A 22,088-nucleotide genomic window follows, 5' to 3' on the forward strand; every position below is an offset into this window, starting at 1 on the left:
GGGGTTCCCGTGGTGAACTGGGGGTTCAACCTCAGGGGCGCTCGGGTGTGCCCCTCCGACGCACGAGGGCGCCGATGAGCGAGCAGGCTCCGGTAAAAAAGTACTCGGTCTTCCTTCCCAAGACCGATTTTCCGATGAAGGCGGACCTGCCGCAGCGCGAGCCGAAGCGCCTGGAGCGCTGGAAGGCCGAGGGCCTGTACGCCCGCATCGAGGCCAGGCGCAAGGCCGACAACGCGGCCGGGAAGGGCAGGGGGCGCGAGATCCTCCATGACGGCCCGCCCTACGCCAACGGCGCCATCCACATGGGCCACGCCCTGAACAAGATCCTCAAGGACGTGGTGGTGAAGTCCCGGTGGATGGAGGGCTACGAGTCGCCCTACGTGCCGGGCTGGGATTGCCACGGCCTGCCCATCGAGCATGCCGTCGAGAAGGACCTGGGACCGAAGCGCCGGGAGCTGAGCCGCGCGGAGTTCCTCCAGAAGTGCCGCGCCTACGCCCAGAAGTGGATCGACACCCAGCGAACGGCCTTCCAGCGTCTGGGCGTGCTGGGCGCGTGGGAGCAGCCCTACGTGACCATGGATCCGCGCTACGAGGCGGAGACGGTGCGCCACCTGGCCAAGCTCTTCGAGAGCGGCTCGGTGACGCGCAAGCTGAAGGTGGTCCACTGGAGCTACGGCGCCCGCACGGCCCTGGCCGAAGCCGAAGTCGAGTACGCGGACAAGACCAGCCCCGCCATCACTGTCGCTTTCCCGGTGACGGACGCCGCGGCAAAGCACATGGAGCTGCCCACTCCGCTCTTCCTGCCCATCTGGACCACCACGCCCTGGACCCTGCCCAGCAACCTCGCGGTGGCCATGCACCCGGACCTGGAGTACGCCGTGGTCCGCGCCGACGACCGCCACTACATCGTGGCGGTGACCCTGCGCGAGGACTTCGCCAAGAAGCTCGGGATGCCGCTGCACACGGTGGAGATCCGCAAGGGGAAGGAATTCCAGACCCTGGTGGCGCGCCATCCCTGGATCGACCGGGACAGCCCCGTCCTGCTGGGCGACCACGTCACCGCGGACACCGGCACGGGCCTGGTCCACACGGCGCCGGACCATGGCGTGGACGACTTCAACCTGGCCCATCACCTGGGCCTGCTCCAGCTCGTGGGCCCCGATGGCAAGTTCCTGCCCGCGGTGAACGATCCCGAGCTGGAGGGGAAGAACATCTTCGACTGCAACCCCCTGGTGGTGGAGAAGCTCCGCCGCATCGGGGCGCTGATCCACGAAGAGACGCTGACCCACAGCTACCCGCACTGCTGGCGCACCCGGACGCCCATCCTGTTCCGGGCCACGGAGCAGTGGTTCATCACCATGGACTCCGAGCTCAACGGGAAGGGCCGCAGCCTGCGGGAACTGGGCCTCGAAGGCGTGGAGCAGACCCAGTGGGTGCCCGCCCAGGGGCAGAACCGCATCCATGCCATGATCTCCGGCCGTCCCGACTGGTGCATCAGCCGGCAGCGCGCCTGGGGCACGCCCATCACTGTCCTGCGCTGCGAGGCCTGCGGCGAGCCGCTGGTGGCCGACAGCATCTTCGAGGCCGCAGCCGCCGCCATCGAACAGGGCGGCATCGAGGCCTGGGCCAACCTGCCCGTGGAAGGGCTCGTGCCTGCGGGAAGCACCTGCAAGTGCGGATCCACGGCCTTCCAGAAGGAAACGGACATCCTGGATGTCTGGATCGATTCCGGCGTCAGCGCCTCGGTGGTGTGCGAATCCCATCCGGAGCTGAACCGCGCCGACTACGGGGACTTCATCTACCTCGAGGGCTCGGACCAGCACCGGGGCTGGTTCCACAGCTCCCTGCTGTTCAACCTGGCTGCCACGGGCACCAAGCCCTACAAGCAGGTGGTCACCCACGGCTTCGTGCTGGACGGCAAGGGCCAGAAGATGTCCAAGAGCCTGGGCAACGTCATCACGCCCGAGGAGATCCTGAAGACCCTGGGCGCCGACATCCTCCGTTGGTGGGCCGCCAGCAGCGACTACAGCGAGGATATCCGCATCTCCAAGGAGATCCTCGACCGCAGCGCCGATGCCTACCGCAAGACCCGCAACACCCTGCGCTTCCTCCTGGGGGCGCTGGCGGACTTCGACCCCGCCAGGGACGCGGTGCCGGACGCGGAGCTCGCCTCCCTGGACCGCTGGGTGCTGGCCGCTTTCGGCCGCATGGCCCGCGAGGTCCGCGACGCCTACACCCGCTTCGAGTTCCACCGCGCCACCCAGGCCCTCCTGGGCTTCTGCCAGCTGGAGCTCTCCGGCCGCTACTTCGAGATCATCAAGGACCGCCTCTACTGCGACGCGCCGGATTCCCCCCGACGCCGCAGCTGCCGCCGGGCCTGCTGGGAGCTGGCGCAGGGCCTCTGCGCCCTCCTCGCCCCCGTCATGAGTTTCACCGCCGACGAAGCCTGGGAGCAGATCCCCGGGTGCGAAGGCAGCGTGCACGAGCAGCGGTTCCCGGAGGTCGACGGCCGCGCCGCTGATCCCAAGTGGGAGAAGCTCTGGGTGGTGCGGGAGGCCGTGCAGGCCGCCATGGAACCCCACCGCGCGGCCAAGACCGTCGGCACCAGCCTGGATGCCGCGGTGGCGATCACCCTGGGCAGCCAGGCGGACTGGGACCTCCTGGAGGGTCTCGGCGAGTCGCTCGACGACCTCCTCGTCGTGTCTTCCCTCACCCGGATCGCCGATGCGAGCGCCGCCACCCCGCTCGTCACGGTCACCCCCCATGACGGCGAGAAGTGCCCCCGCTGCTGGAACCGCAAGGGCGGACATGGCAAGGGCGAGGATTCGGCCCTCTGCGCGCGCTGTGCCACCGTGGTGGGGGCCTGATGCGCCGCCTGCTCTGGCTGCTGCTTCCCGCTTCGGTTCTCGCCGCGGACCTGGGGTCCAAGGCCTGGATCCTGGGCCTCCTGAAGGAAGGCGAGTCCCTGCCGGTCATCAAGGGGTTCTTCTACCTGACGCTTAACTTCAACCGGGGTGCCATCTTCGGCAGCCTGACCTGGATGCCGGAACCCGCCCGGTTCGCGGTGTTCGCCCTCGCGGGTGTGGCGGCCCTGGTCTATTTCGGCAAGCACTTCCTGGCGGAGGCGACGTCCACCTGGGATCGCGTGGCCCTGGGTTTCATCCTCGGCGGCGCCCTGGGCAATGGCGTCGACCGGCTGGTGAGGGGCGCCGTGGTCGATTTCCTCGACTTCATTTTCGGCACATGGCACTACTGGACCTTCAACGTGGCCGACAGCTTCATCCTCGTGGGGGCCGTGATCTACGGCGTCCGGATGCTCCTGGCGCCCAAGACCGAACACTGGCCCACGGAGAATTAGCCACGGATGAACACGGATCGGGTTCATCTGTGTCCATCCGTGTCCATCTGTGGCTGAGAAGCTACTGGGCCTCGATGGCCTTGAGCAGGACGGGATCTCTGGGGAGCTGGTCCACGTCGGCGAGGCGGGGCACGAGGCGCTTCCAGAAGGGCTCGGCGGTGAAGACCTGCTTGAAGATGGGGAGGGCCTCCTCGCGCTTGCCGCTGGAGGCCAGGGCCACCGCCTGCCAGAAGGGCATCTCCCAGACGCCGGGGGCGAGCTTCGCGGCGGCGGCGTAGGCGGCCTTGGCCTCGGGCCACTTGGCGGCGGTGACGTAGCCGTCGCCTTCGTCCATGAGGCGGTAGGCGCGACGCAGCTGGATGAGACGCTCCAGCTCCTTCAGGGGATCGGGGTTGTCCTCCACGCGCAGGTCGAAGAGCCGGTCGTTCCAGGGTTGGCCCGAGGCCTTGCCTTTCACGATGAGGATGGCGGCGCTCTGCTGGCCGCGGATATCGCCGCCCTCGACCTGGGCCGCGCGGAGGGCCGCCAGCAGGCGGTCCGCGAGGTCGCCCTTGGCGGCGCGGAAGGCCTTGGCCATGGCCGGCCAGACCGAGGCTTTGTCCATGAGGTTGGCCTCCACGGTGAAGCCTTCACCCACCTCGTGGCCTGCGGCCTGGATGCACTTGGCGCCCGTGTGGGCGGCCACCCGGCCCTGGGCGTCCACCATGGCCACCTGGCGCACCTCGCGATCCGGGTCGGCTGCAAGCAAGGCCTTCAAGGCCTCCGGAGCGGGCTTGCCGGCCTTCATGAGGGCCAGGCCCAGGGCGCCGTAGGTGGGATCCGTGAAGCTCTGCGTCGCCACCGCTCCCACGCCGGCCTCCGCCCAGGGCACGGACGACCCGACGGAGAACCAGTGGCTCTGGACGGCCACGCCCAGGTCTCCCGTGGTCACGTCCCGCGCCACGATGGAGTAGGTATGTACCGGGCGGCGGGGGACCTCGCCCGCGTGGGCGGGAAGCGCGAGCGACAGGAGGGCGGCGGCGAACAGACGCATGGGAACTCCGGTGGGATGGGGTGCCCACCATCCTACCCCGTCACTGGTACGATGGTCCCATGCGCCGCGCACTGGTCCTCGCCACCCTCTGCCTCATGCTGGGCGCGGCTCCGCCGCCGGCGACCTACGTGAAGACGGTGGATGCCTGGCATGCGGAACGCACGGCCCGGCTGGCGGCGGAAGACGGCTGGCTGACCCTGGTGGGCCTCGACTGGCTCAAGCCGGGTGAGAACACCCTGGGCACGGCACCGGGGTCGACGGTGCTGCTGCCGGAGGGGACCGCCCCCGCCCAGGCGGGCACGTTCGTGCTCGAAGGCGGCCAGGTACGGATCCGCCTCGCGGCGGGCAGCGGGATCCTCGTCAACGGGCAGGTCGTGGCTGAAGCCGCGCTGAAGGCGGATGCGGACGGCAAGCCGGACCTGCTGCGGGCGGGACACATCACCTTCTACGTCATCCGCCGGGGAGACCGGTTTGGGATCCGGATGAAGGATCCCGAGGCTCCCGCGCGCAAGGCCTTCCACGGCGTGGCGCGCTTCCCCGTGGATCCCGCCTGGCGTATCGAGGCGGACTTCCTGCCCTACGCCACGCCGCAGACGCGGGCCATCCCCACGGTGCTGGGCACCTCCGAGCCCATGACGGCGCCGGGCCTGCTGCGCTTCAAGGTCAAGGGCCGGATCTACACGCTGGAGCCCGTTATCGAGGACCCGGCCCACCCCGAGCTGTTCATCATCTTCCGCGATGCCACCAGCGGGAAGGCGACCTATCCCGCCGGGCGCTTCCTGGCCGCCGCCATGCCGAAGGACGGGAAGGTGGTGCTGGATTTCAACCGGGCCTACAACCCGCCCTGCGCCTTCTCGCACTTCGCCACCTGTCCGCTTCCGCCGAAGCGGAACGAACTCCGTCTGCCGGTCCGGGCCGGCGAGAAGGACTACGGCGACCACTGAAGGCCTAGGGAACGCTCCGGCACGGAATTCCGGCTGCCGGTGAGCCTGGTTCTGCCTCCACGATAGATCGTAGGTTGGACGAGAAATAGGAAAATAGATGCATTGATTGTTTTGGCGTGCGTGTTATCTTCGGTTCAAACAGCCCAAAAAATCCGGAGGAACCATGCCGCCCGGAAACACGCACGCCAAAGCACCCGCCAAGGTGGTCGAGAAGGTGACCGTCGAGGCCTGCATCGCCATCGCCCAGCGGGTCCAGCAGGCCCGCCTCGTCTCCGGCGATGAGGCCGGATCGGACGCCGCAGCCCTCATCGCCGAGGCCATGCGCCGCGAGCTCCTGAAGGGCCAGCAGGAAGGCGCGGTCGTCTAGCTCCCGTAGGCTCCCAGCGCCCCGTCCACGCTGAGGCTGGCTCAGACTCTGTATTCGTCAGCCCGCCAGGTCTGGATCCGCTTCTTGATGGCCTCGCCGTCGAGGTTTTCCTGGAGGGCCTCCCGCACGCGATCGGCCACCTCCGCGTCAGACGCGAAGCGGAGGCTCACGAGCTGCCTGACGCTCAGTTCGGGAATGCGGGCCTTCAGGTCCTCGGGCAGAAGGCGGGCGAGGCGCAGCTGCTCCTCCAGGCGGATGAGGCGGTCCTGCACTCGGAGGGCGTAGACGCGGACCTTCAGGGCGAGGAAGGTCACAGCCAGGGCCAGGAGGGCGATCCAGAAGGTGGCCAGGGCCGGACGCCGGACAAAGGTGGTGATGGTGGCGATCACCGTCACCAGGAAGAAGGGGAGCAGGACGAAGTGGTACAGCGGATCGAAGCGGCGGTGGGTCGCGTAGGTCTGAGGCGCGGACATGTCATCTCCCGGAAGGCTTCCAGGTTACTCCAGAGGTCCGCTTCGCCGCCGCTTGAGCGCCGAGGCCCGCTTCTTGGTCTCAAGGCGGCGCTCCTTCGAGGCGCGCGTGGGCCGCGTGGCATGGCGGGCCACGGGCCGCACCAGGGCAGCGCGGACGGCCGCGGCGGCCTTCTCCCGGGCGTCCTCCAGGTTCTTGAGCTGGTCCCGAGTGCGGTCGCTGACGACGATCCAGAGACCCTCGGCGTCCAGGCGGTTCCGCTGGGCCAGGCGCAGGCGGACCAGCGCATCTTCCGGCAGGCCCTCGATGGCGCCGAGGTCGATGCGCAGCTCCACCTTGGAAGAGACCTTGTTCACGTTCTGCCCGCCGGCGCCCCCGGCCCGCACCGCTTTGAAGCGGATGGCGTCGCCGGGGATGCGGACGGTGGCGGTGACGGGGATGGGATCGGCCATGAGGCGATCCTACCGCCCCTTTCAGCGCATGGCTTCCATGGGACTGAGCCTCATGGCGCGGAAGGCGGGGTAGAGGCCGAACACCAGCGCCAGCGCCAGAGCCACGATCCAGGCGGTGACGAGGCCGATGGGGTTCACCACCAGGCCGTAGGGGAAGCTGGCGGAGAGGGCCTGGCAGAGCAGGCCGCCGGACACCGTGCCCAGCAGGGCGCCGATGGCCGCCAGCACCACGGCCTCCAGCAGGAACTGGATGAAGATCTCGTGGTCCGAGGCGCCCAGAGCCTTGCGCAGGCCGATCTCGAAGCGGCGGTCGCTGAAGCTGATGAGCATGACGGACAGCACGCCCACGCCGCCCACCAGCAGCACGGTTCCGGCCAGGCTCAGCAGCACCACCGTCCAGCCGTGCATCTGCTCCAGGAAGTTCTGGTAGGCCTTGGCCGCCTCGGCATCCAGGTCCACGATCTCGGCGTCCTCGATGCCGTGGTGGGCCTGCCGCACGCGGCTGAGGAGCATGGCCGAGACCTCGCCCGCATCCTCGGTCCGGCGCAGCTTCACGGTCACCTGGGCCAGCTTGTGGGCTGGGTCCATGCGGTCCATGTAGGCCTCCAGCGGAATGAGGATGCCGTTGGCGTCCGTGTAGTTCTCCTCGTTGAAGATCTGGCCGGGTGCCTGGACACCCACGATGCGGAAGGGCACGCCCTCCACCACCAGGTCGCGGCCCACGGGATCGGCGCCGCCGAAGAGCTTGGAGGCCAGGGTGGCTCCCACGACCGCCACGGTGGAGCGCCGCCGCTGGTCGTCCTCCGTGAGGTTGCGGCCCAGGCCGATGGGCCGGTTCATCCAGACGGCGTAGTCCGGCGTGACGCCGGTGACGAAGATTCGTTCGGTGTCCCCGGTGATGCGAACCGAGGAGGTGCGCTGGGCCCGGGGCAGGAAGGCCAGCACCTTTGGGTGGGGAGCGGTGAGGCGGGAGAGATCCTGGGAGCGCAGGCCGGGGCTCATGACGAAGCGGTTGCGCTCCTCGGCGGTCTCAGCCGTCTTCGGGGCCACGCGCACGGTGCCGTCCCAGCTCATGCCGGCGAAGCCGGTGCTGATCTTGTCCATGACGCCGTCCAGCACCGAGGTCATGACCACCAGGGCGAAGACGCCCAGCATGAGCAGGGTGAGGGTGAGGAGGCTGCGCACCTTGTGGGCCCACAGCTCCACCAGGCCCGTGCGGACCACCTCCCAGAGCATGCCGAGGCTGAAACCGCGCACCTTCGGTGCGGGCGCGGGCGCTTCGCCATCCAGGAGAGATGGACCAGGAGAGCGGAGGAGGAAGGTGCCGTCACTCATAGCGCAAGGCCTCCATCGGAGACAGCCTGCTCGCCTTCCAAGCCGGATAGAGAGCGAAGAGGAAGCCGAAGGCCGCGGCCAGGCCGTAGGCCCAGAGGAAGCTGGCGGGCGTCACGTAGAGGGGGATGCCCAGGCTCTTGGTGATGATCCAGGAGAAGCCCACGCCCAGCGCCAGACCCGCCAGGCTGCCCAGGGCCGTGAGCAGCAGGGCCTCGGTCATGAAGCCCTTGAAGATCTCCCGACCCGAAGCGCCGATAGCCATCTTCACGCCCACCTCGCGGACACGCTCTTTGAGGCCGGCCATCTGGATGTTCACGTTGACGATGCCGCCACCCACCAGGGCCAGCACACCGGAGAGCAGGAAGATGATGTCGTAGACGTCGCCCTGGCTGTTGCGCCGGCGGATGCGGGCCGCCACGTCGTCCAGCCGGAAGTCCTCCTGGAGGCGGTGGTTGGACTTGAGGAGGTCCGAGAGCTGCTTGGCGAAGCCGCCCATGGCGCCCAGGTCCGGGATGCGGAAGGTGACCCGGTCCACCCGGCGGTAGGCGTCGCCGTTCATGCGGCGCTGCACCAGGTTGGCGGGCACGGCGATGATGCGGTTGCGCCACCAGAACTGGTTGCGCTGCCCCTCGCGGAAGCGGAAGACCCGCTCCTCGAAGAGGCCGATGACGGTGACGGGGACATTCCCGATGCGCAGCGTCTGCCCCAGGGCATCGCCCTTGGGGAAGAAGACCTGGGCGGCCTCGGTGCCGAGGATGACGACCGGGGCCCCGGTGTCCATTTCCGTGGCGGAGAAGGCCCGGCCCCGGGTCACGCCGTAGCCGTTGGCCGGGATGAAGTCCCCGCCGATGCCGCTGATCTGTCGGTCCTGGTCTCCGTAGGCCGACACCACCCGGGCCCGGGCGAACTTCTGGCGGCTCACGCCGTGGATGGCATCGGCCTTCAGGGCCTCGCCGCCCACGGCATCCTCGTCGCGCAGACCCAGGTTGGCCTGCTGCAGGGCCGTGGGACGACCGTCGCGCACGGCGGCCTTGGGCTGGACGTTGAGCTTGTCCAGGCCGCCCATCTTCACGAACATCTCGTCCGCCCGCTTGCGCTGGCTGTCGGAGATGGAGAAGCCGCCCAGCACGGAGGCCACGCCCAGGAGCACGCCGAGGGCCTGGAGCACCGAGCGGCCCAGGTTCTCGCGGATCTCCACCCAGGCCCCGAGCAGCCGCTCGCGGAAGGCGCCGGAGGTGATCATCGACCCACACCGACATGATGCTCAGCCGGATGGGTGCCCGGCTCGGAAGAGGACATCGAGTCCTCTTCCGAGCCACCCATCACGACTTTGCCATCCCTGATTTCGACCTGCCGCTCCGCCTGGGCGGCGATGGAGGGATCATGGGTCACCAGCAGCAGGGTATTGCCCTGCTGGTGCAGCTCGCGGAAGAGGCCCAGCACCTCGGCGCCGGTCTTGGAGTCCAGGGCGCCGGTGGGCTCGTCCGCCAGCAGGAGGGCAGGTTCGTTGGCCAGGGCCCGGGCCACGGCCACGCGCTGCCGCTGGCCGCCGGACAGGGTGCCCGGGAGCTTGTCGGCCTTGTCGGCGATGCCCACCTTCTCGAGCAGGGCCAGGGCCCGCTCGCGGCGCTCCTTACGGCCCACGCCCGCGTAGAGCATGGGCAGCTCCACGTTGCGGGCGATGCTGGCCTTGGGGAGCAGGTTGTAGCTCTGGAAGACGAAGCCCACTTTCTCGTTGCGGATCCGCGCCAGCTCGCCGCCGGAGAGACCCTGGACCTGGCGACCGTCCAGCGTGTACGTGCCCTCGGTGGGCAGGTCCAGGCAGCCGAGGATGGCCATGAGGGTGGACTTGCCGGAGCCCGAGGGCCCGATGAGGGCCACGAACTCGCCCTTCGTCACGGTCAGGTCGATGCCTCGCAGGGCGTGGACTGCCGTCCCGTTGTTGCCGTAGACCTTCGTCAGGCCCTGGGTCTGGATGATGCTGGACATGGTCGCTCCGCGAGGCCGTCAGCTATCGGCTGTCAGCTATCAGTGACTGAGAGCTGACAGCTGATGGCCGAGAGCTAATTGTTTTCATCGTCCTTCTCGACCTTCTTCTTGCTGGGATCCTCCAGGCTCACCTGGTCGTTGGCCTTGAGGCCGGAGAGGATCTCCACGCGTTCCAGGGTGGCGATGCCAGCCTTCACGGGCACTACGTCGAAGTACTCCTTCCAGTGGTCCGAGAGCCAGATGAACTTGCCGCGACCATTGAGCCCCTCCTTGGCCTTGGTGAGGTCCTGGGGCGGGAGGTTCTCCTTCAGGCGGTAGACCACGGTCTGGCCGTCACGACGCTGGAGGGCCTCCAGGGGCACACTCACGGCCTTGTCCCGCTTCTCGCCGAGGATCTCCACGTTGGCGCTCATGCCGGTCTTGAAGGCCTCCGTGAGCTCATCGAGGGCCACCTCCACCTTGAAGACCTTGATCTTCTCCACCAGCTCCGCGGCCGGGGCCACGAAGCGCACCTTGCCGGTGAAGGCCTTCTGAGGATAGGCGTCCAGGGTGATGCGGACGAGCTGGCCTACCTTCACCTTGGCGATGTCCACCTCGTTGAGGTTCACCTTCACGATGAGGGACTGGAGGTCGGCCACGGTGAAAACCACCGTGCCCGCGTTGAAGGAACTCACGCCTGAGGTGATGGTGTCGCCCAGCTCCACGCCCTTCTTGATGACCACGCCGTTCATGGGGGCCGTGACCCGGGCCTTCTGGGTGGAGGCGTTGCCGCTGATGGGGATACCTCGGTCCTCCACGATCTGGTAGCGGGTCTGGGCGCTCTTGAAGGCCTCTTCGGCCAGGTCGCGGGTGGTCTTGGCGCTGCGGTAGGCCTGATCCGAGATCAGCCCCGACTTGTAGAGCTCCGCCTGCTGGGTGAAGTCCCGCTCGGCGTTGCGGAAGCTCACCCGGGCCTGGGACACGCTGCCCTGCACGTCGGAGAGGGTCTGGGCCTGGTTCACGTCGGGTTCCACCTCGGCCAGCACCTCGCCGGCCTTCACGGTCGCGCCTTCGCGCACCTTGAGGCCCACGATGCGGCCCGAGACCGTGGACTTCACGTCCACCTTGGTCAGGGGGTCCACCACGCCCACCTCGCGGACGCTCACCTGGAGGTCCTCGGCCTGGACCTTGCCCAGGCGGAAGGGGGTGGAGGCTTCCGCCTTCTTGCCCTTGCCGTCGCCGCCCTTGAGGGTGAAGAACATGCCCGCCGCCAAAGCCACTCCGGCCACGGAGACGATGACCCATCGCTTTCGCATGGAACCCCCTTGATGGGAAAGATGCCGGACCTGCCGGATTGATGGATGGCCTACGCAGCAGAGTCTGGGGTCGTTTAGGGAGGGGCTCCTTCGGGAACCGGCGGCCGGTGGACCGGGGCCGGTCAACGGACCGGTCGGCGGGGGGAACCTCCCTGTGGCATCCCGCCACAGGGCTTGAGGCAACGATCCACGCCGAACCGGTTAAACCTTCTCCAAATGGCTCGGGCCTAACCAGGTTGTGAATTGGCACGAGGGCGGCATCAGGCCATCCCGGGACGATTCCCCTTCGCGGCCCTGCCGCACCAGGAGCACACCATGTCCAACCTTCAGAAGCGCATGGCCCTCATCGTGGCGGCGGGTCTCATCGGCGCCTCCCTCATGGCCCAGGCCCCCGTGCCCCCGCCTCCCACTGGCCAGCAGGTGGAGAAGAAGGGCGAGCGCGTCGAGCGTCGGGGCGAGGCCCAGGAGCGTAAGGGCGAACGCCAGGAGCGCCGGGGCGCTCGAAACGAGCGCCAGGGCGACCGCAAGATGGCCCAGGGGGCCCGGATGGAGAAGCGTGGGGAGGCCCTTGAGGCCAAGGGCGACGGGAAGGCCGGCCAGGCGCTGGAGCGCAAGGGCGAGCGCCGCGAGACCGCGGGTGCGGCCCAGGCGGTCAAGGGTGAGCGCCAGGAGCACCGCGGGGCCCGGAATGAGCGCCGGGGCGAGCGCAAGGAGCGCCGCGGGACGCGCATCGAGCGCAAGGGCGAGCACATGGAAGCCCAGGGCAAGTAAGGTCTTTCCGTCCCTCACGAAAGCGGCCCCCGGGCGGGGGCCGCTTTCGTGAGCCAGAAGGAACGTTACCGCACCGTCTCCCGCGCGATCATCAGTTCCTCGTTGGTGGGCACGACGGTCACCACCACGCGGGAATCCGGCGTGCTGATGATTCGCTCGCCGGTGCCGTGCTCGTTGGCCTCCGGGTCCAGCTTCACGCCCAGGAAACCCAGCTTGCTGCAGACCTTGGCCCGCACGTAGGTGCTGTGGGTACCGATGCCTGCGGTGAAGGTGATGGCGTCCACGCCGTCCAGGACCGTGGCATAGGAGCCGATGAACTGGCGCACGTTGTAGGTCAGGAGGTCCCGGGCCAGACGGGCGCGGTCGTTGCCGCTGTCCGCGGCCAGCTCGATCTCGCGGAAGTCCGAGGACACGCCGGAGATGCCCAGCAGGCCCGACTTCTTGTTCAGCAGGTCCGTGATGGCCGAGTAGTCCAGGTGCTCGTGCTCCATGAGCATCTCCACCACGCTGGGATCGATGGTGCCGCAGCGGGTGCCCATGATCACGCCCTGGAGCGGCGTCATGCCCATGCTGGTGTCCATGCTCTTGCCCTGGCCCACGGCGCAGATGCTGGTGCCGTTGCCGATGTGGCAGGTGATGACCTTCAGGGAGCGCAGGGGCCGGCAGAGCAGGATGGCCGTGCGGGCGGCCACATAGGCGTGGCTGGTGCCGTGGAAGCCGTAGCGCCGGATGCCGTACTTCTGGCTCAGCTCGTAGGGGATGCCGTAGGTGCGGGCATGGTCGGGGATGTTGTGGTGGAAGGCCGTGTCGAAGACCGCCACGTGAGGGATGTCGGGGAAGGCCGATTTGGCGACGCGGATGCCCAGGGCATTGGCCGGGTTGTGCAGTGGCGCGTAGATGGCGAAGGCTTCGATGTCCTGGAGAACCTCGTCCGTCACGAGCACGGAGTCGCCGTACTTCGGTCCCCCGTGGACCACCCGGTGGCCCACGGCGTGGACGGGCGTGTCGTGGAGCACGTTGGCGTGGAGCCGCTCCAGGATGGCCTCGAGGGCCTCCTTGTGGCTGGGAAGGGGAAGGGTCTCCTTCCGCTTCTCTCCGTCGAGGGTGGTGATCAGGTTGGCTTCGGCCAGGCCGATGCGCTCCGCCATGCCCTCGGCGATGGAGACCTCCTTCACCATGTCGAAGAGATTGAACTTGAGGCTGGAAGAGCCTGCATTCAGAACGAGTACGTACACGTCATCCCCCATAACAGGGAAAGTCTAGCGCCCAAATCACGTGACCAAAGGCGCATTGTGGATGGATGGGTCGTCATGCCAGTCTGGCAAAAAAGGCATAAACCCGGGGAGGGTCGGCCTTCAGGCGGAGAAGACCCCTGCATTCAAGGCGGCGGGGTCGGGCCAGGGGGCCGCCAGGGCGGTCTCCGCGTCCTCCAGGAGCTGGCCTTCCAGCCGGGCGCGCAGATCGGGGTCCGGGGTCCAGCGCTTCCGGGCGAGCCAGGCCTCGAAGCGGGGCAGGGGGTCCTTGGCGGCCCACTGGGCCAGGAGCTTGGGATCCACGTAACGCTGGTCGTCATGCTCGGCGTGGCCTTTCATGCGGAAGGTCTCGCAGACGAGGAAGACGGGGCCCTTGCCCTCGAGGCAGTGCTGGCGGGCCTGCAGGCTGGCGGCGTACACCTCCGCGGCGTCGTTGCCGTCCACCGTGAGGGTGAAGGCCCCCTGGGACCGGGCCGACATCCGCCCGGCCATCTGGCGCTCCGGGGGTGTGGAGAATGCGTAGCCGTTGGACTCCCCGACGACGATCAGGGGAAGCTGCTGCACCACCGCGAAGTTGAGCCCCTCGTAGAAGGCCCCGGTGGAGCTGCCGCCATCGCCGATCCAGGTCATGGCCACGCGCCGCTCGCCCTTCTGGCGGAAGCTGAGGGCCACGCCCGCCATCACGGGGATGAGGGCGCCCAGCATGGAGGTGGGGGCCAGGATGCCCCTTTCCACCGCGCCGAAGTGGTTGTTGTGCTCCCGGCCCGCGGTGGGGCCGGTGGCGCGGCCCAGGTACTGGAGGAAGATCTCGAGGGGCGTGGCGCCCCGGACCAGCATGGAACCCAGGTTGCGGATCATGGGGCCGATCACGTCGTTGGGCCCGAGGGCCATGGCCGTGGCGCAGGAGGTGGCCTCCTGGCCCAGGCTGCGATAGATGCTGCCGAGGGTCCTGCCCTGGCGGAAAAGCTTCACCAGGCGCTCTTCCGTGAGCCGGGTCAGGAGCATGGCCTCGTGAAGGCGGAGGGCGGTGTCGCGGTCCATCCGGTTAGCATAGACCCATGCTGAACCTGCGCCCTGCCGTTCCTTCCGACGCCCCGCTGATCCTGCAGTACATCCGCGAATTGGCGGACTACGAGCGGGAGCCGGAAGCGGCGGTCGCCACGGAGGCGGACATCCATCGTTACGCCTTTTCGGAGCATCCCCTGGTGAAGGTGACCATGGCGGAATGGGACGGCCAGCCTGCGGGCTTCGCCCTCTGGTTCCTGAACTTCAGCACCTGGGAAGGCAAGCCGGGCATCTACCTCGAGGACCTGTTCGTGCGGCCGGCCTTCCGGGGCAAGGGTATTGGCAAGGCCCTGCTCCAGCATCTGGCGGCCCTGGCGGTGAAGGAGGGCTGGACCCGCTTCGTCTGGCAGGTGCTGGATTGGAACACGCCGGCCATCGAGTTCTACGAGGCCCATGGCGCCAAGGTCATGCGGCCCTGGCTCACCTGCCGCGTGGAGGGCGAGGCCCTGGCCCGGCTGGCGCAGGGCGCGGATTGATGTGGGCCCCGCTGCGCCGCCTCGAGGAGGCCCTGGGGCCCGAGGCGGAGCTGGTGGTGGTCGGCGGCGCCGTCCGCGATGAGCTGCTGGGACGTCCCCACGCGGACTGGGACCTGGCCACGAAGCTGATGCCGAAGGCCGTGATGGACCGGGCCCGGGCCGCGGGCCTGAAGGCGATTCCCACGGGGCTGCAGCACGGCACGGTCACCGTGCTGCTGGAGGACCGGCCCATCGAAATCACCACATTCCGGAGCGATGGGGATTATCTGGACGGGCGGCATCCCGAGACGGTGCGACTGGGCGTCAGCCTGGAGGAAGACCTGTCCCGCCGCGACTTCACCATCAACGCCATGGCCCTTCCCGTGGGCGGAGGCGAGCTTGTGGACCCCTTTGGCGGCAGGGCCGACCTGGAGACGCGGACCCTCCGGGCCGTGGGCGATCCGCTGCACCGCTTCGCCGAGGATGGCCTCCGAACCCTGCGGGCCTGCCGCTTCGCGGCCCAACTGGGCTTCGAGGTGGAAGCCGGGACCCTGGCGGCCATTCCCGAGCGGCTGGAGGTGGCCCGCAAGGTGGCCGCGGAGCGGGTCCTCGCGGAGCTCACCAAGCTGCTCTGCGGCCTGGAGCCCCACCGCGGACTGGACCTCCTGGCGAGAACGGGGCTGCTGGACCTCTGGCTGGCGGAGCTGCGTCCCATGATCGGCTGCGGCCAGAACCGGCATCACCGATGGGACGTGTGGGACCACACGCTGGAGGTGGTGCGGCTGGTCCCGGCCGAGCCTGGACTGCGCTGGGCCGCCCTGCTGCACGATGTCGGGAAGCCCGGCGCCCGCACCTTCGGAGACGACGGTGAAGCACGGTTCCATGGGCACGAGGCCCGGTCCCTGGAGCTCGCGGGCGTCCTCCTGGAACGGCTCAAGGCCGCTCACGCGCTCCGGCGCGACGTCCTGGCCCTGGTCCGCCACCATGGCATCCATCCCACCGCCGAGTGGAGCGACACGGCCTGCCGGCGCTTCCTGCGTCGGCTCGGGGAAGATGGGCTGACCCTGGCGCGCTGGGGGGCGTTCCGTCTGGCCGATCAACGGGCCAAGGGCCTGGAGGTGGAGGCCCGGGAGCAGGAGCACGCCGCCATCCTGGCCCGTCTTGAAGCCATGGCCGCCGCTGCTCCACCTCTCTCGGTGAAGGCCCTGGCCCTGGACGGAGCGGCGCTCATGGCGCTGGCCGGACGCGGGGGCGGTCCCTGGCTGGGAGCGCTCCAGCGGGATCTGCTGGAGGCCGTGCTGGAGGACCCGTCGCTCAATACGCCGGACGCCCTCGCGGGCCTGGCCCGCCGAAGGCTCGAAAAGCCCTAACGCCTCTCGATCAGCACCACGGCCTGGGCCGCGAGACCTTCGCCCCGTCCGGTGAAGCCCAGCTTCTCCGTGGTGGTCGCCTTCACGTTCAGGGCCTCGCTGTGGATGCCCAGCACAGGGGCGATGCGATCCCGCATGCCCTGGCGGTGGGGGCCGATCTTGGGTCGCTCGCCGATGAGGCAGACATCGGCGTTCACCACCCGCCAGCCCCGCTCGGCGAGATCGCCCATCACCCGCTCCAGCAGGTCCGCCGAGTCGGCGCCCCGATAGGCGGGGTCCGTGTCGGGGAAATGCTGGCCGATGTCGCCCAGGCCCGCGGCGCCCAGGAGCGCGTCCATGAGGGCGTGCAGCATGACATCCGCGTCGCTGTGACCCGCCAGGCCCCGGTCATGCGGAATGTGGCAGCCCATGAGCATCAGCGGGCGGCCTTCCTCAGGCGCTGCGAAGCGGTGGACGTCGAACCCCATGCCTGTGCGGAAGGCGTTCATACCCGCTCTGCTCCCAGGTTGCGGTGCTCTCCCGTGGACTCGTCCGGAAGCCGGTGATCCTCCGTGATGGGGTGGTCCGGCAGGAGGATGATGACCTCGGTCCCCTGGCCCTCCTCGCTGAGGAACTCCAGGGTGCCCCCGTGCTCCTCGACGATCTTCTTCACGGTGGCCATGCCGAGACCCGTCCCCTTCTTCTTCCCGTAGCTGAAGAAAGGCTCGAAGATCCGCTTGACCACGCGCTTGGGGATGCCGCGGCCCTGATCCTTCACCCGGATCTGAACCCCGCCCGTGGTCTGGATCCAGTTCACGAGAATCTCGCCGCTCATGCCGACGGTGGCATCCATGGCGTTGGCCAGGAGGTTCTCCATGACCCGGGTGAACCGGGCGGGATCCAGCTTGATCAGGCAGGGCGGGCCTTCGGCCTGGAGGGTCACGCCCATCTCGGCGGCGCGGGGTACCAGGGGCTCGATGACCGCCTCCAGGAAGGGTCGGAGGTCCACCGTCTCCCTCCGGGGCTCGCGCACCTTGGCGAAATCGAGCACGTCCTGGCTCAGGTGCGTGAGGCGATCCACGCATTCCAGGATCTTGCGGCAGTGGTGGCGGACCTTGGTGTCCTCGGTGGACAGCTCCAGCAGGTCCGCGTGGCCGCGAAGCACGAAGAGGCCGTTCTTGAAGTCGTGAACGATGGAGCTGGCCACCTGTCCCACCGTGGCGAGCACGTGGCTGCGCAGGTTCTCCTCGGACAGCCTCGAACGCTCGATGGCGATGGCGCAGAGTGAGACGATGGCCTCGAAGGTCGGCCGGTCCGGCGGCTCGATGATGGGACGTCGGCTGTCGAGGTAGACCACGCCGATGCGCCGCCCCTGGAGCAGCAGGGGAAGGCAGAGGATGGTCTTCAGCTCCAGCCGCTGGATCGAGTGCTGGCTGAGCAGCTGGCCGTCCTCGGCGACGTTGAGGATCCAGATGGGGTCCCCGGTCTCGAACACCTTGTGGACGCTGGACATGGACAGCTGGATCTGGCCCTCGAGCTCCTGGCCCAGGTTGCGCTGGACCCGGCAGGCCAGCTCGCCATCCTCCAGGAGCATGAGGAAGCCCCGGTCCGTCCCGGAGATGCTGAGCAGGCGGTCCAGGGACTGCTCGAGCATGTCCTCGAGATCGGATTCCTGGGCCAGGAGCTGGGCCGCATCGAGGATGGCCTGGAGGTGGATCTCCGAGCTGCTGTGGTCCGTGCGGACCAGGGTCAGCGTGTAGGCGCTGTCCGCCAGGAGCAGGGGAGTCCCGGGCTCCCAGGCCTGGCGCTCCGTCAGTGGCTGACCCATGTAAAAGCTGCCATGGGTGGTCTTGAGATCCTCGATCCACCAGGTGTCGTCCTGCAACTCCAGGCGCAAGTGGCTGCGGCTGATCATGTTGTCGGACAGCACCACGTCGCAGAGGCTCTGCCGTCCCACGGTGACCGAGCGGGCGAGGGGCACGGAACGCTCGAACCCGTGCCGGTCTCGAATCAGGAGCTGGTAGCGCTGGGCCACGGCATCTCCCGGGCAGGCGTCATGGGATAAGGGGGGCTTAGGACTGCGAACCCAAGATTATCCGGCCATCGGCTGGACACAAGTGGAAGACCCGTGAGGGAATAGAAGTCATGCACCGGCATCCTGACCTCGATCCCTCCACGAACCTGGAGGACCCCGTTGAATACTCGCTGAGGCCCCAACGCCTCCAGGAATATATCGGCCAGGCCAAGGTGAAAGCCCGGCTGGAGATCGCCCTCCAGGCCGCCTCGAAGCGCGGGGAGGTGATGGATCATGTGCTCCTGTTCGGCCCGCCGGGGCTGGGCAAGACCACCCTCGCGCACGTGCTCGCCAACGAGATGGGCGCGCCCTGCAAGGTCATTCAGGCCCCGGCGCTGGAGAAGAAGGGGGATCTGGCGGCCATCCTCACGAACCTGGAGGCGGGGGAGTTCCTCTTCATCGATGAGGTCCACCGCCTGTCGGCGCCCATCGAGGAGATGCTCTACTCGGCCATGGAGGACCGCAAGCTGGACATCCTCATCGGCCAGGGACCCAGCGCCCAGACCCTGAAGGTGGATCTGCGGCCCTTCACCCTGGTGGGCGCCACCACGCGCGCCGGACTCATCTCGAAACCCCTGCACGATCGCTTCGGCATGGTCCATCGCCTGGAGTTCTACACCCGGGCGGACCTGGCCATCATCGCTCGCCGGTCGGCGGACCTCCTGGGCATCCACCTGGCCCCGGAGGGCGCCGAGGCCATCGCCCGCCGGAGCCGGGGGACGCCGCGCATCTGCAACCGCCTGCTCCGGCGCTGCCGGGACTACGCCGAGGTGAAGGGCGACGGGACCATCACCGTGGAATCCGCCGAGGCCTGCCTGAAGCTTCACGAGGTGGACGACCTGGGCCTGGACGGCCTGGACCGGGAGTATCTCCAGGCCATCTGCCACAAGCATCGTGGCGGCCCCGTGGGCCTGCGGACCCTGGCCGCCGCGCTGGGCGAGGATGAGGGGGCGCTCGAGGATCTGGTGGAGCCCTACCTCATGCAGGTGGGCTTCCTGGATCGCACGCCCCAGGGCCGGAAGGCCACCGACGCGGCCTACGCCTACCTGGGGGTGAAGTCCGATCCGGGGCCGCTGTTCCGATAGGGGCGTGCTCCGCTCCCGTGGATCGGACAGCGCACCGCGCTGTCCTCCCGCTCGCTTGGCCCTGCGGGCCCGCGCTTGCGGACACGGGTCCCTCCACCAAGGCCGGAAGGCCACCGATGCCGCCTACGCCTACTTGGGGGTGAAGTCCGATCCGGGGCCGCTGTTCCGATAGGGGCGTACTCCGCTCCCGTGGATCGGACAGCGCACCGCGCTGTCCTCCCGCTCGTTTGGCCCTGCGGGCCTGCGCTTGCGGACACGGGTCCCTCCACCAAGGCCGGAAGGCCACCGATGCTGCCTACGCCTACCTGGGGGTGAAGTCCGATCCGGGACCGCTGTTCCGCTGATCAGAACTTGGCGTCGATCGTGTCCTGGGCCTGCGACCCGGTGGAGGACATGGCGAGGGTTCCGCCCTTGGCGGCGTTCGCGAGCTCCAGGGTGCGGGTCTGGTCCCGGCGGACGCAGACGCCCTGGAGGGTGCCGCCCTCGTCGACCACCAGGGAGCCGACCTCGACGTCCCCCTCCACGTAGCCCGTGCCATGGATCTCCAGGCACTCGGTGATCTTCATGGTCCCTTCGGCGCGGCCGGTCACCACGAGGTGCTTGGCGTAGATGGTCCCCTTCACCATGCCGCCCGGGGCGATGGAGATCTCGCCGGTGGATTGGATGATCCCCTCCACGGTGCCTTCGATGCGCAGGCTCTGGGAGCCCGTGTGGATCTCTCCGGTGAGAATCACGTCCTTGCCGAGGATCGAGTGGATGGCGGGGGCGGAATCGGGCTTGGGCTTGTTGGTGCGGAATACGGCCATGGGTTGCTCCTTCGGGGGGTCAGGACGATTTGCGCAGCGCCCGGATCCACTGGCGCTGGAGACGCAGGTAAGGCTGGGGATTCGTGGGCTTGCCGTTCAGCCGCACTTCGTAATGGAGATGGACCCCGGTGGCGTTTCCCGAGCGTCCCATCGTGCCCAGGATATCCCCGCGGGACACTTTCTGCCCGGCCTTGACGTTCACGTGGTTCATGTGGGCGTACAAGGTCTCCTGTTCGTTGTTGTGCCGCACGCGGACGCCCCAGCCGTAGCGGTCCATCCAGCCGGCTTCTTCCACCTCGCCGTCAGCGGTGACCTGGATCGGTGTGTCGAGGGCGTTGCTGATATCGATGCCCGTGTGGTAGCCCAGCAGGCCATCCCCTTCCTCGTTGGGTCGGGAGAAGGGATTGACGCGCACCCCGAAACCCGAGCTGAGGTAGCCGGCCGTGGGCGGGATGGAGGGCGTGTGCGCCCAGGCCCGGAGCACTGGCTCCATCCTGGCCCGCACGACGGCTGCCTGCTTGGTGGTGTAGTCGAGGTCCTGCTTGAGGCGGGACAGCTTCTCCTGGGTTCCGGGAGGCGGCGGGGCGGCGGGCTGCACAGGTTGCCCGGGCGGCGGGGGCAGGGGCGAAGTGGTGGAGGCCTTCGGATCCAGGAGCTTAAGCAGTTCCGTCTGCTGCTGCCGGAGGGTTGTCACTTCGGCCTCGAGGGCCTGGGCCTGATCCAGGGAGGATCGGAGCTGCTCCTGCTGCTCCACCGTCTCCTTCTGGAGCCGGCTGAAGCTCATGATCTTCTTGGTGGCCCAGAACCCGTAGCCGGAACCGATCATCGCCAGGGCTGAAAAGCCGGCCACCAGGCCGATCCCCCAGAGCAGCATCCGGCGCGTGAGAGACCAGCGGAGGGTGCGATGGCTGAAGACGACCATCACGGTGAGCCACCCCACGGGATCGGGGCGGCTGGAGCGCACGGCGAGTCGGCGTTCGGGCTGGTGAGTGGACATGGCCTCTCAGCATACCTGGGAATCCGCGATGGATCGACTCGCCTTCTTACAACGAACGATCTAGACCGGCGCCAGAAGCGAGCATGATAGCCACCACTCCAAGGCGTGGGCGAGGAAAAACACGAGTCCCACAAGACTGTTCAACGTGAAGAAAGCCTGGTCGATGCGGGACAGGTCGCCACCCCGGACCAGCCACTGCTCCTTCGCGAGCATGATCGCCACAGTGGCCCATCCAGCCCAGGAAATCAGGTGGCTGCCCATGTGGAGGTTGAACATGGCCCAGGCAGTCAGCGCCAGGAGATGGAAGGCGCGGGAAAGGGCCAGGGCGCCGCCGGTGCCCAGCCTGACGGGCATGGAATGCAGCCCCCTGCCGCGGTCGTAGCTCTGGTCCTGGAGGGAATAGAGGATGTCGAAGCCCGCGGTCCAGGCCAGGACGCCCCCGGAGAGCCACAGGGCAGGGGCCTCGATGCGTCCCGACACGGCAATCCAGGCCCCCAGCGGCGCTCCGGAGAGGGAGAGACCCAGCACCACGTGGGCCCAGGAGGTGAAGCGCTTGCAGAGCGAGTAGCCCAGGATGATCACGAGGGCCAGGGGCGACAGGACCCAGGTGAGAGGTCCCAGGGCCCCGGCCGCCAGGCCGAAGAGGACGATGCCCGCCCCCATCAGAAGCATGGCGCCGCCCCTGGAGACTCGGCCCGCGGGCAGGGCCCGACCCGCCGTGCGGGGGTTCTCCGCATCTACGTCCACGTCCACCAGGCGGTTGAAGGTCATGGCCGCCGTGCGCGCCCCCACCATGGCCGCCAGGATCCACAGGATGGTCCGCAACGGGGGAATCCCCTGGGCGGCTCCCAGCGCCCCCAGGAAGGCGAAAGGGAGGGCGAAGACCGTGTGCTCGAACTTGATCATGTCGAGCAGTTCCATCAAGTGCCTGAAGGAGGAACCGCCTCGCCCAGCCGATGGCTCGGCCGGCTGTGCTGAAGGCTCCCCAG

Annotated in this window: 22 protein-coding genes; 8 read left to right on the forward strand and 14 right to left on the reverse strand. The window is 68.4% G+C overall.

What is annotated here, in order from left to right; all coding sequences use genetic code 11:
- Positions 1-74 precede the first annotated feature (74 nt).
- Positions 75-2,867 carry an isoleucine--tRNA ligase gene (ileS, locus tag MLG87_RS01725; RefSeq protein ID WP_243293500.1) on the forward strand — a complete coding sequence of 931 codons (2,793 nt, stop codon included), beginning with the start codon at positions 75-77 and terminating at the stop codon, positions 2,865-2,867.
- Entirely contained in the window at positions 2,867-3,358 is a 492-nt protein-coding gene (gene lspA, locus MLG87_RS01730; protein ID WP_243293501.1) for a signal peptidase II, read from the forward strand. The genes ileS and lspA overlap by 1 nt, the downstream gene beginning before the upstream one ends.
- Before the next feature lie 61 nt (positions 3,359-3,419).
- Here the strand turns inward: lspA and MLG87_RS01735 are convergent, their stop codons facing one another.
- A complete protein-coding gene (locus MLG87_RS01735) occupies positions 3,420-4,391 on the reverse strand; it encodes a DUF1028 domain-containing protein (RefSeq protein WP_243293502.1) in 972 nt (323 codons plus the stop codon).
- 59 nt (positions 4,392-4,450) lie between these two features.
- Between MLG87_RS01735 and MLG87_RS01740 the strand changes: the two genes are divergently transcribed.
- The gene (locus MLG87_RS01740) at positions 4,451-5,335 is read left to right on the forward strand and encodes a DUF1684 domain-containing protein (protein WP_243293503.1); all 885 of its coding nucleotides are present in this window, start codon (positions 4,451-4,453) and stop codon (positions 5,333-5,335) included.
- A gap of 163 nt (positions 5,336-5,498) precedes the next feature.
- Positions 5,499-5,702, forward strand: a complete 204-nt coding sequence (locus MLG87_RS01745; protein ID WP_243293504.1) for a hypothetical protein — start codon at positions 5,499-5,501, stop codon at positions 5,700-5,702.
- 41 nt (positions 5,703-5,743) lie between these two features.
- Here MLG87_RS01745 and MLG87_RS01750 read toward each other — a convergent pair whose 3' ends face one another.
- From MLG87_RS01750 to MLG87_RS01775, 6 genes are all read right to left on the reverse strand, one after another.
- A complete protein-coding gene (locus tag MLG87_RS01750) occupies positions 5,744-6,175 on the reverse strand; it encodes a DUF6526 family protein (RefSeq protein WP_243293505.1) in 432 nt (143 codons plus the stop codon).
- Positions 6,176-6,199: 24 nt separating this feature from the next.
- Entirely contained in the window at positions 6,200-6,625 is a 426-nt protein-coding gene (arfB, locus tag MLG87_RS01755) for an alternative ribosome rescue aminoacyl-tRNA hydrolase ArfB (RefSeq protein WP_243293506.1), read from the reverse strand.
- A gap of 21 nt (positions 6,626-6,646) precedes the next feature.
- Positions 6,647-7,960, reverse strand: coding sequence for an ABC transporter permease (locus MLG87_RS01760; RefSeq protein ID WP_243293507.1), 1,314 nt, complete (start codon positions 7,958-7,960; stop codon positions 6,647-6,649).
- Positions 7,953-9,203, reverse strand: coding sequence for an ABC transporter permease (locus tag MLG87_RS01765; RefSeq protein ID WP_243293508.1), 1,251 nt, complete (start codon positions 9,201-9,203; stop codon positions 7,953-7,955). The genes MLG87_RS01760 and MLG87_RS01765 overlap by 8 nt, the downstream gene beginning before the upstream one ends.
- A complete protein-coding gene (locus tag MLG87_RS01770; protein ID WP_243293509.1) occupies positions 9,200-9,949 on the reverse strand; it encodes an ABC transporter ATP-binding protein in 750 nt (249 codons plus the stop codon). The genes MLG87_RS01765 and MLG87_RS01770 overlap by 4 nt, the downstream gene beginning before the upstream one ends.
- A 74-nt stretch (positions 9,950-10,023) precedes the next feature.
- Entirely contained in the window at positions 10,024-11,244 is a 1,221-nt protein-coding gene (locus tag MLG87_RS01775; protein ID WP_243293510.1) for an efflux RND transporter periplasmic adaptor subunit, read from the reverse strand.
- Positions 11,245-11,559: 315 nt separating this feature from the next.
- On the opposite strand from MLG87_RS01775, the gene MLG87_RS01780 reads away from it, so the two are divergent.
- A complete protein-coding gene (locus tag MLG87_RS01780; protein WP_243293511.1) occupies positions 11,560-12,015 on the forward strand; it encodes a hypothetical protein in 456 nt (151 codons plus the stop codon).
- Between the two features lie 65 nt (positions 12,016-12,080).
- On the opposite strand, the gene MLG87_RS01785 is transcribed toward MLG87_RS01780, so the two are convergent.
- Positions 12,081-13,250 carry an acetate/propionate family kinase gene (locus tag MLG87_RS01785; protein WP_243293512.1) on the reverse strand — a complete coding sequence of 390 codons (1,170 nt, stop codon included), beginning with the start codon at positions 13,248-13,250 and terminating at the stop codon, positions 12,081-12,083.
- Between the two features lie 120 nt (positions 13,251-13,370).
- A complete protein-coding gene (locus MLG87_RS01790) occupies positions 13,371-14,309 on the reverse strand; it encodes a thiamine pyrophosphate-dependent dehydrogenase E1 component subunit alpha (RefSeq protein WP_243293513.1) in 939 nt (312 codons plus the stop codon).
- Positions 14,310-14,326: 17 nt separating this feature from the next.
- Between MLG87_RS01790 and MLG87_RS01795 the strand changes: the two genes are divergently transcribed.
- Both MLG87_RS01795 and MLG87_RS01800 read left to right on the forward strand, forming a co-directional pair.
- The gene (locus tag MLG87_RS01795; RefSeq protein ID WP_243293514.1) at positions 14,327-14,809 is read left to right on the forward strand and encodes a GNAT family N-acetyltransferase; all 483 of its coding nucleotides are present in this window, start codon (positions 14,327-14,329) and stop codon (positions 14,807-14,809) included.
- Positions 14,809-16,158 (forward strand): CCA tRNA nucleotidyltransferase, encoded by a 1,350-nt coding sequence (locus tag MLG87_RS01800; RefSeq protein ID WP_243293515.1) that lies wholly within the window; start codon positions 14,809-14,811, stop codon positions 16,156-16,158. Before MLG87_RS01795 ends, MLG87_RS01800 begins: the two co-directional genes overlap by 1 nt.
- Here MLG87_RS01800 and ispF read toward each other — a convergent pair.
- Together ispF and MLG87_RS01810 are read right to left on the reverse strand one after the other, a co-directional pair.
- Positions 16,155-16,646, reverse strand: a complete 492-nt coding sequence (gene ispF, locus MLG87_RS01805) for a 2-C-methyl-D-erythritol 2,4-cyclodiphosphate synthase (RefSeq protein ID WP_243293516.1) — start codon at positions 16,644-16,646, stop codon at positions 16,155-16,157. The two genes, MLG87_RS01800 and ispF, sit on opposite strands and share 4 nt — an antisense overlap.
- Positions 16,643-18,172 carry an ATP-binding protein gene (locus tag MLG87_RS01810; RefSeq protein ID WP_243293517.1) on the reverse strand — a complete coding sequence of 510 codons (1,530 nt, stop codon included), beginning with the start codon at positions 18,170-18,172 and terminating at the stop codon, positions 16,643-16,645. Before MLG87_RS01810 ends, ispF begins: the two co-directional genes overlap by 4 nt.
- A 110-nt stretch (positions 18,173-18,282) precedes the next feature.
- Between MLG87_RS01810 and ruvB the strand changes: the two genes are divergently transcribed.
- The gene (ruvB, locus tag MLG87_RS01815) at positions 18,283-19,296 is read left to right on the forward strand and encodes a Holliday junction branch migration DNA helicase RuvB (protein WP_243293518.1); all 1,014 of its coding nucleotides are present in this window, start codon (positions 18,283-18,285) and stop codon (positions 19,294-19,296) included.
- A gap of 344 nt (positions 19,297-19,640) precedes the next feature.
- On the opposite strand, the gene MLG87_RS01820 is transcribed toward ruvB, so the two are convergent.
- Genes MLG87_RS01820 through MLG87_RS01830 form a run of 3 tightly spaced genes read right to left on the reverse strand, consistent with a single transcriptional unit; the run spans position 19,641 to position 22,020 of the window.
- Complete coding sequence (locus MLG87_RS01820; RefSeq protein ID WP_243293519.1) at positions 19,641-20,102, reverse strand: bactofilin family protein; 462 nt, start codon at positions 20,100-20,102, stop codon at positions 19,641-19,643.
- A gap of 19 nt (positions 20,103-20,121) precedes the next feature.
- Positions 20,122-21,099: a M23 family metallopeptidase gene (locus tag MLG87_RS01825; protein WP_243293520.1), complete on the reverse strand. Its 978-nt coding sequence runs from the start codon at positions 21,097-21,099 to the stop codon at positions 20,122-20,124.
- A gap of 60 nt (positions 21,100-21,159) precedes the next feature.
- The gene (locus tag MLG87_RS01830; protein WP_279341037.1) at positions 21,160-22,020 is read right to left on the reverse strand and encodes a UbiA-like polyprenyltransferase; all 861 of its coding nucleotides are present in this window, start codon (positions 22,018-22,020) and stop codon (positions 21,160-21,162) included.
- Between the last annotated feature and the right edge of the window lie 68 nt (positions 22,021-22,088).

This window comes from Geothrix mesophila (assembly GCF_022808835.1).
GTDB lineage: Bacteria > Acidobacteriota > Holophagae > Holophagales > Holophagaceae > Geothrix > Geothrix paludis.

Bases quoted from the DNA above. Each gene is read 5' to 3' on its own strand.
- ileS (WP_243293500.1), top strand. From the start codon at position 75: ATGAGCGAGCAGGCTCCGGTAAAAAAGTACTCGGTCTTCCTTCCCAAG.
- lspA (WP_243293501.1), top strand. From the start codon at position 2,867: ATGCGCCGCCTGCTCTGGCTGCTGCTTCCCGCTTCGGTTCTCGCCGCG.
- MLG87_RS01735 (WP_243293502.1), bottom strand. From the start codon at position 4,391: ATGCGTCTGTTCGCCGCCGCCCTCCTGTCGCTCGCGCTTCCCGCCCAC.
- MLG87_RS01740 (WP_243293503.1), top strand. From the start codon at position 4,451: ATGCGCCGCGCACTGGTCCTCGCCACCCTCTGCCTCATGCTGGGCGCG.
- MLG87_RS01745 (WP_243293504.1), top strand. From the start codon at position 5,499: ATGCCGCCCGGAAACACGCACGCCAAAGCACCCGCCAAGGTGGTCGAG.
- MLG87_RS01750 (WP_243293505.1), bottom strand. From the start codon at position 6,175: ATGTCCGCGCCTCAGACCTACGCGACCCACCGCCGCTTCGATCCGCTG.
- arfB (WP_243293506.1), bottom strand. From the start codon at position 6,625: ATGGCCGATCCCATCCCCGTCACCGCCACCGTCCGCATCCCCGGCGAC.
- MLG87_RS01760 (WP_243293507.1), bottom strand. From the start codon at position 7,960: ATGAGTGACGGCACCTTCCTCCTCCGCTCTCCTGGTCCATCTCTCCTG.
- MLG87_RS01765 (WP_243293508.1), bottom strand. From the start codon at position 9,203: ATGATCACCTCCGGCGCCTTCCGCGAGCGGCTGCTCGGGGCCTGGGTG.
- MLG87_RS01770 (WP_243293509.1), bottom strand. From the start codon at position 9,949: ATGTCCAGCATCATCCAGACCCAGGGCCTGACGAAGGTCTACGGCAAC.
- MLG87_RS01775 (WP_243293510.1), bottom strand. From the start codon at position 11,244: ATGCGAAAGCGATGGGTCATCGTCTCCGTGGCCGGAGTGGCTTTGGCG.
- MLG87_RS01780 (WP_243293511.1), top strand. From the start codon at position 11,560: ATGTCCAACCTTCAGAAGCGCATGGCCCTCATCGTGGCGGCGGGTCTC.
- MLG87_RS01790 (WP_243293513.1), bottom strand. From the start codon at position 14,309: ATGGACCGCGACACCGCCCTCCGCCTTCACGAGGCCATGCTCCTGACC.
- MLG87_RS01795 (WP_243293514.1), top strand. From the start codon at position 14,327: ATGCTGAACCTGCGCCCTGCCGTTCCTTCCGACGCCCCGCTGATCCTG.
- MLG87_RS01800 (WP_243293515.1), top strand. From the start codon at position 14,809: ATGTGGGCCCCGCTGCGCCGCCTCGAGGAGGCCCTGGGGCCCGAGGCG.
- ispF (WP_243293516.1), bottom strand. From the start codon at position 16,646: ATGAACGCCTTCCGCACAGGCATGGGGTTCGACGTCCACCGCTTCGCA.
- ruvB (WP_243293518.1), top strand. From the start codon at position 18,283: ATGCACCGGCATCCTGACCTCGATCCCTCCACGAACCTGGAGGACCCC.
- MLG87_RS01820 (WP_243293519.1), bottom strand. From the start codon at position 20,102: ATGGCCGTATTCCGCACCAACAAGCCCAAGCCCGATTCCGCCCCCGCC.
- MLG87_RS01825 (WP_243293520.1), bottom strand. From the start codon at position 21,099: ATGTCCACTCACCAGCCCGAACGCCGACTCGCCGTGCGCTCCAGCCGC.
- MLG87_RS01830 (WP_279341037.1), bottom strand. From the start codon at position 22,020: ATGGAACTGCTCGACATGATCAAGTTCGAGCACACGGTCTTCGCCCTC.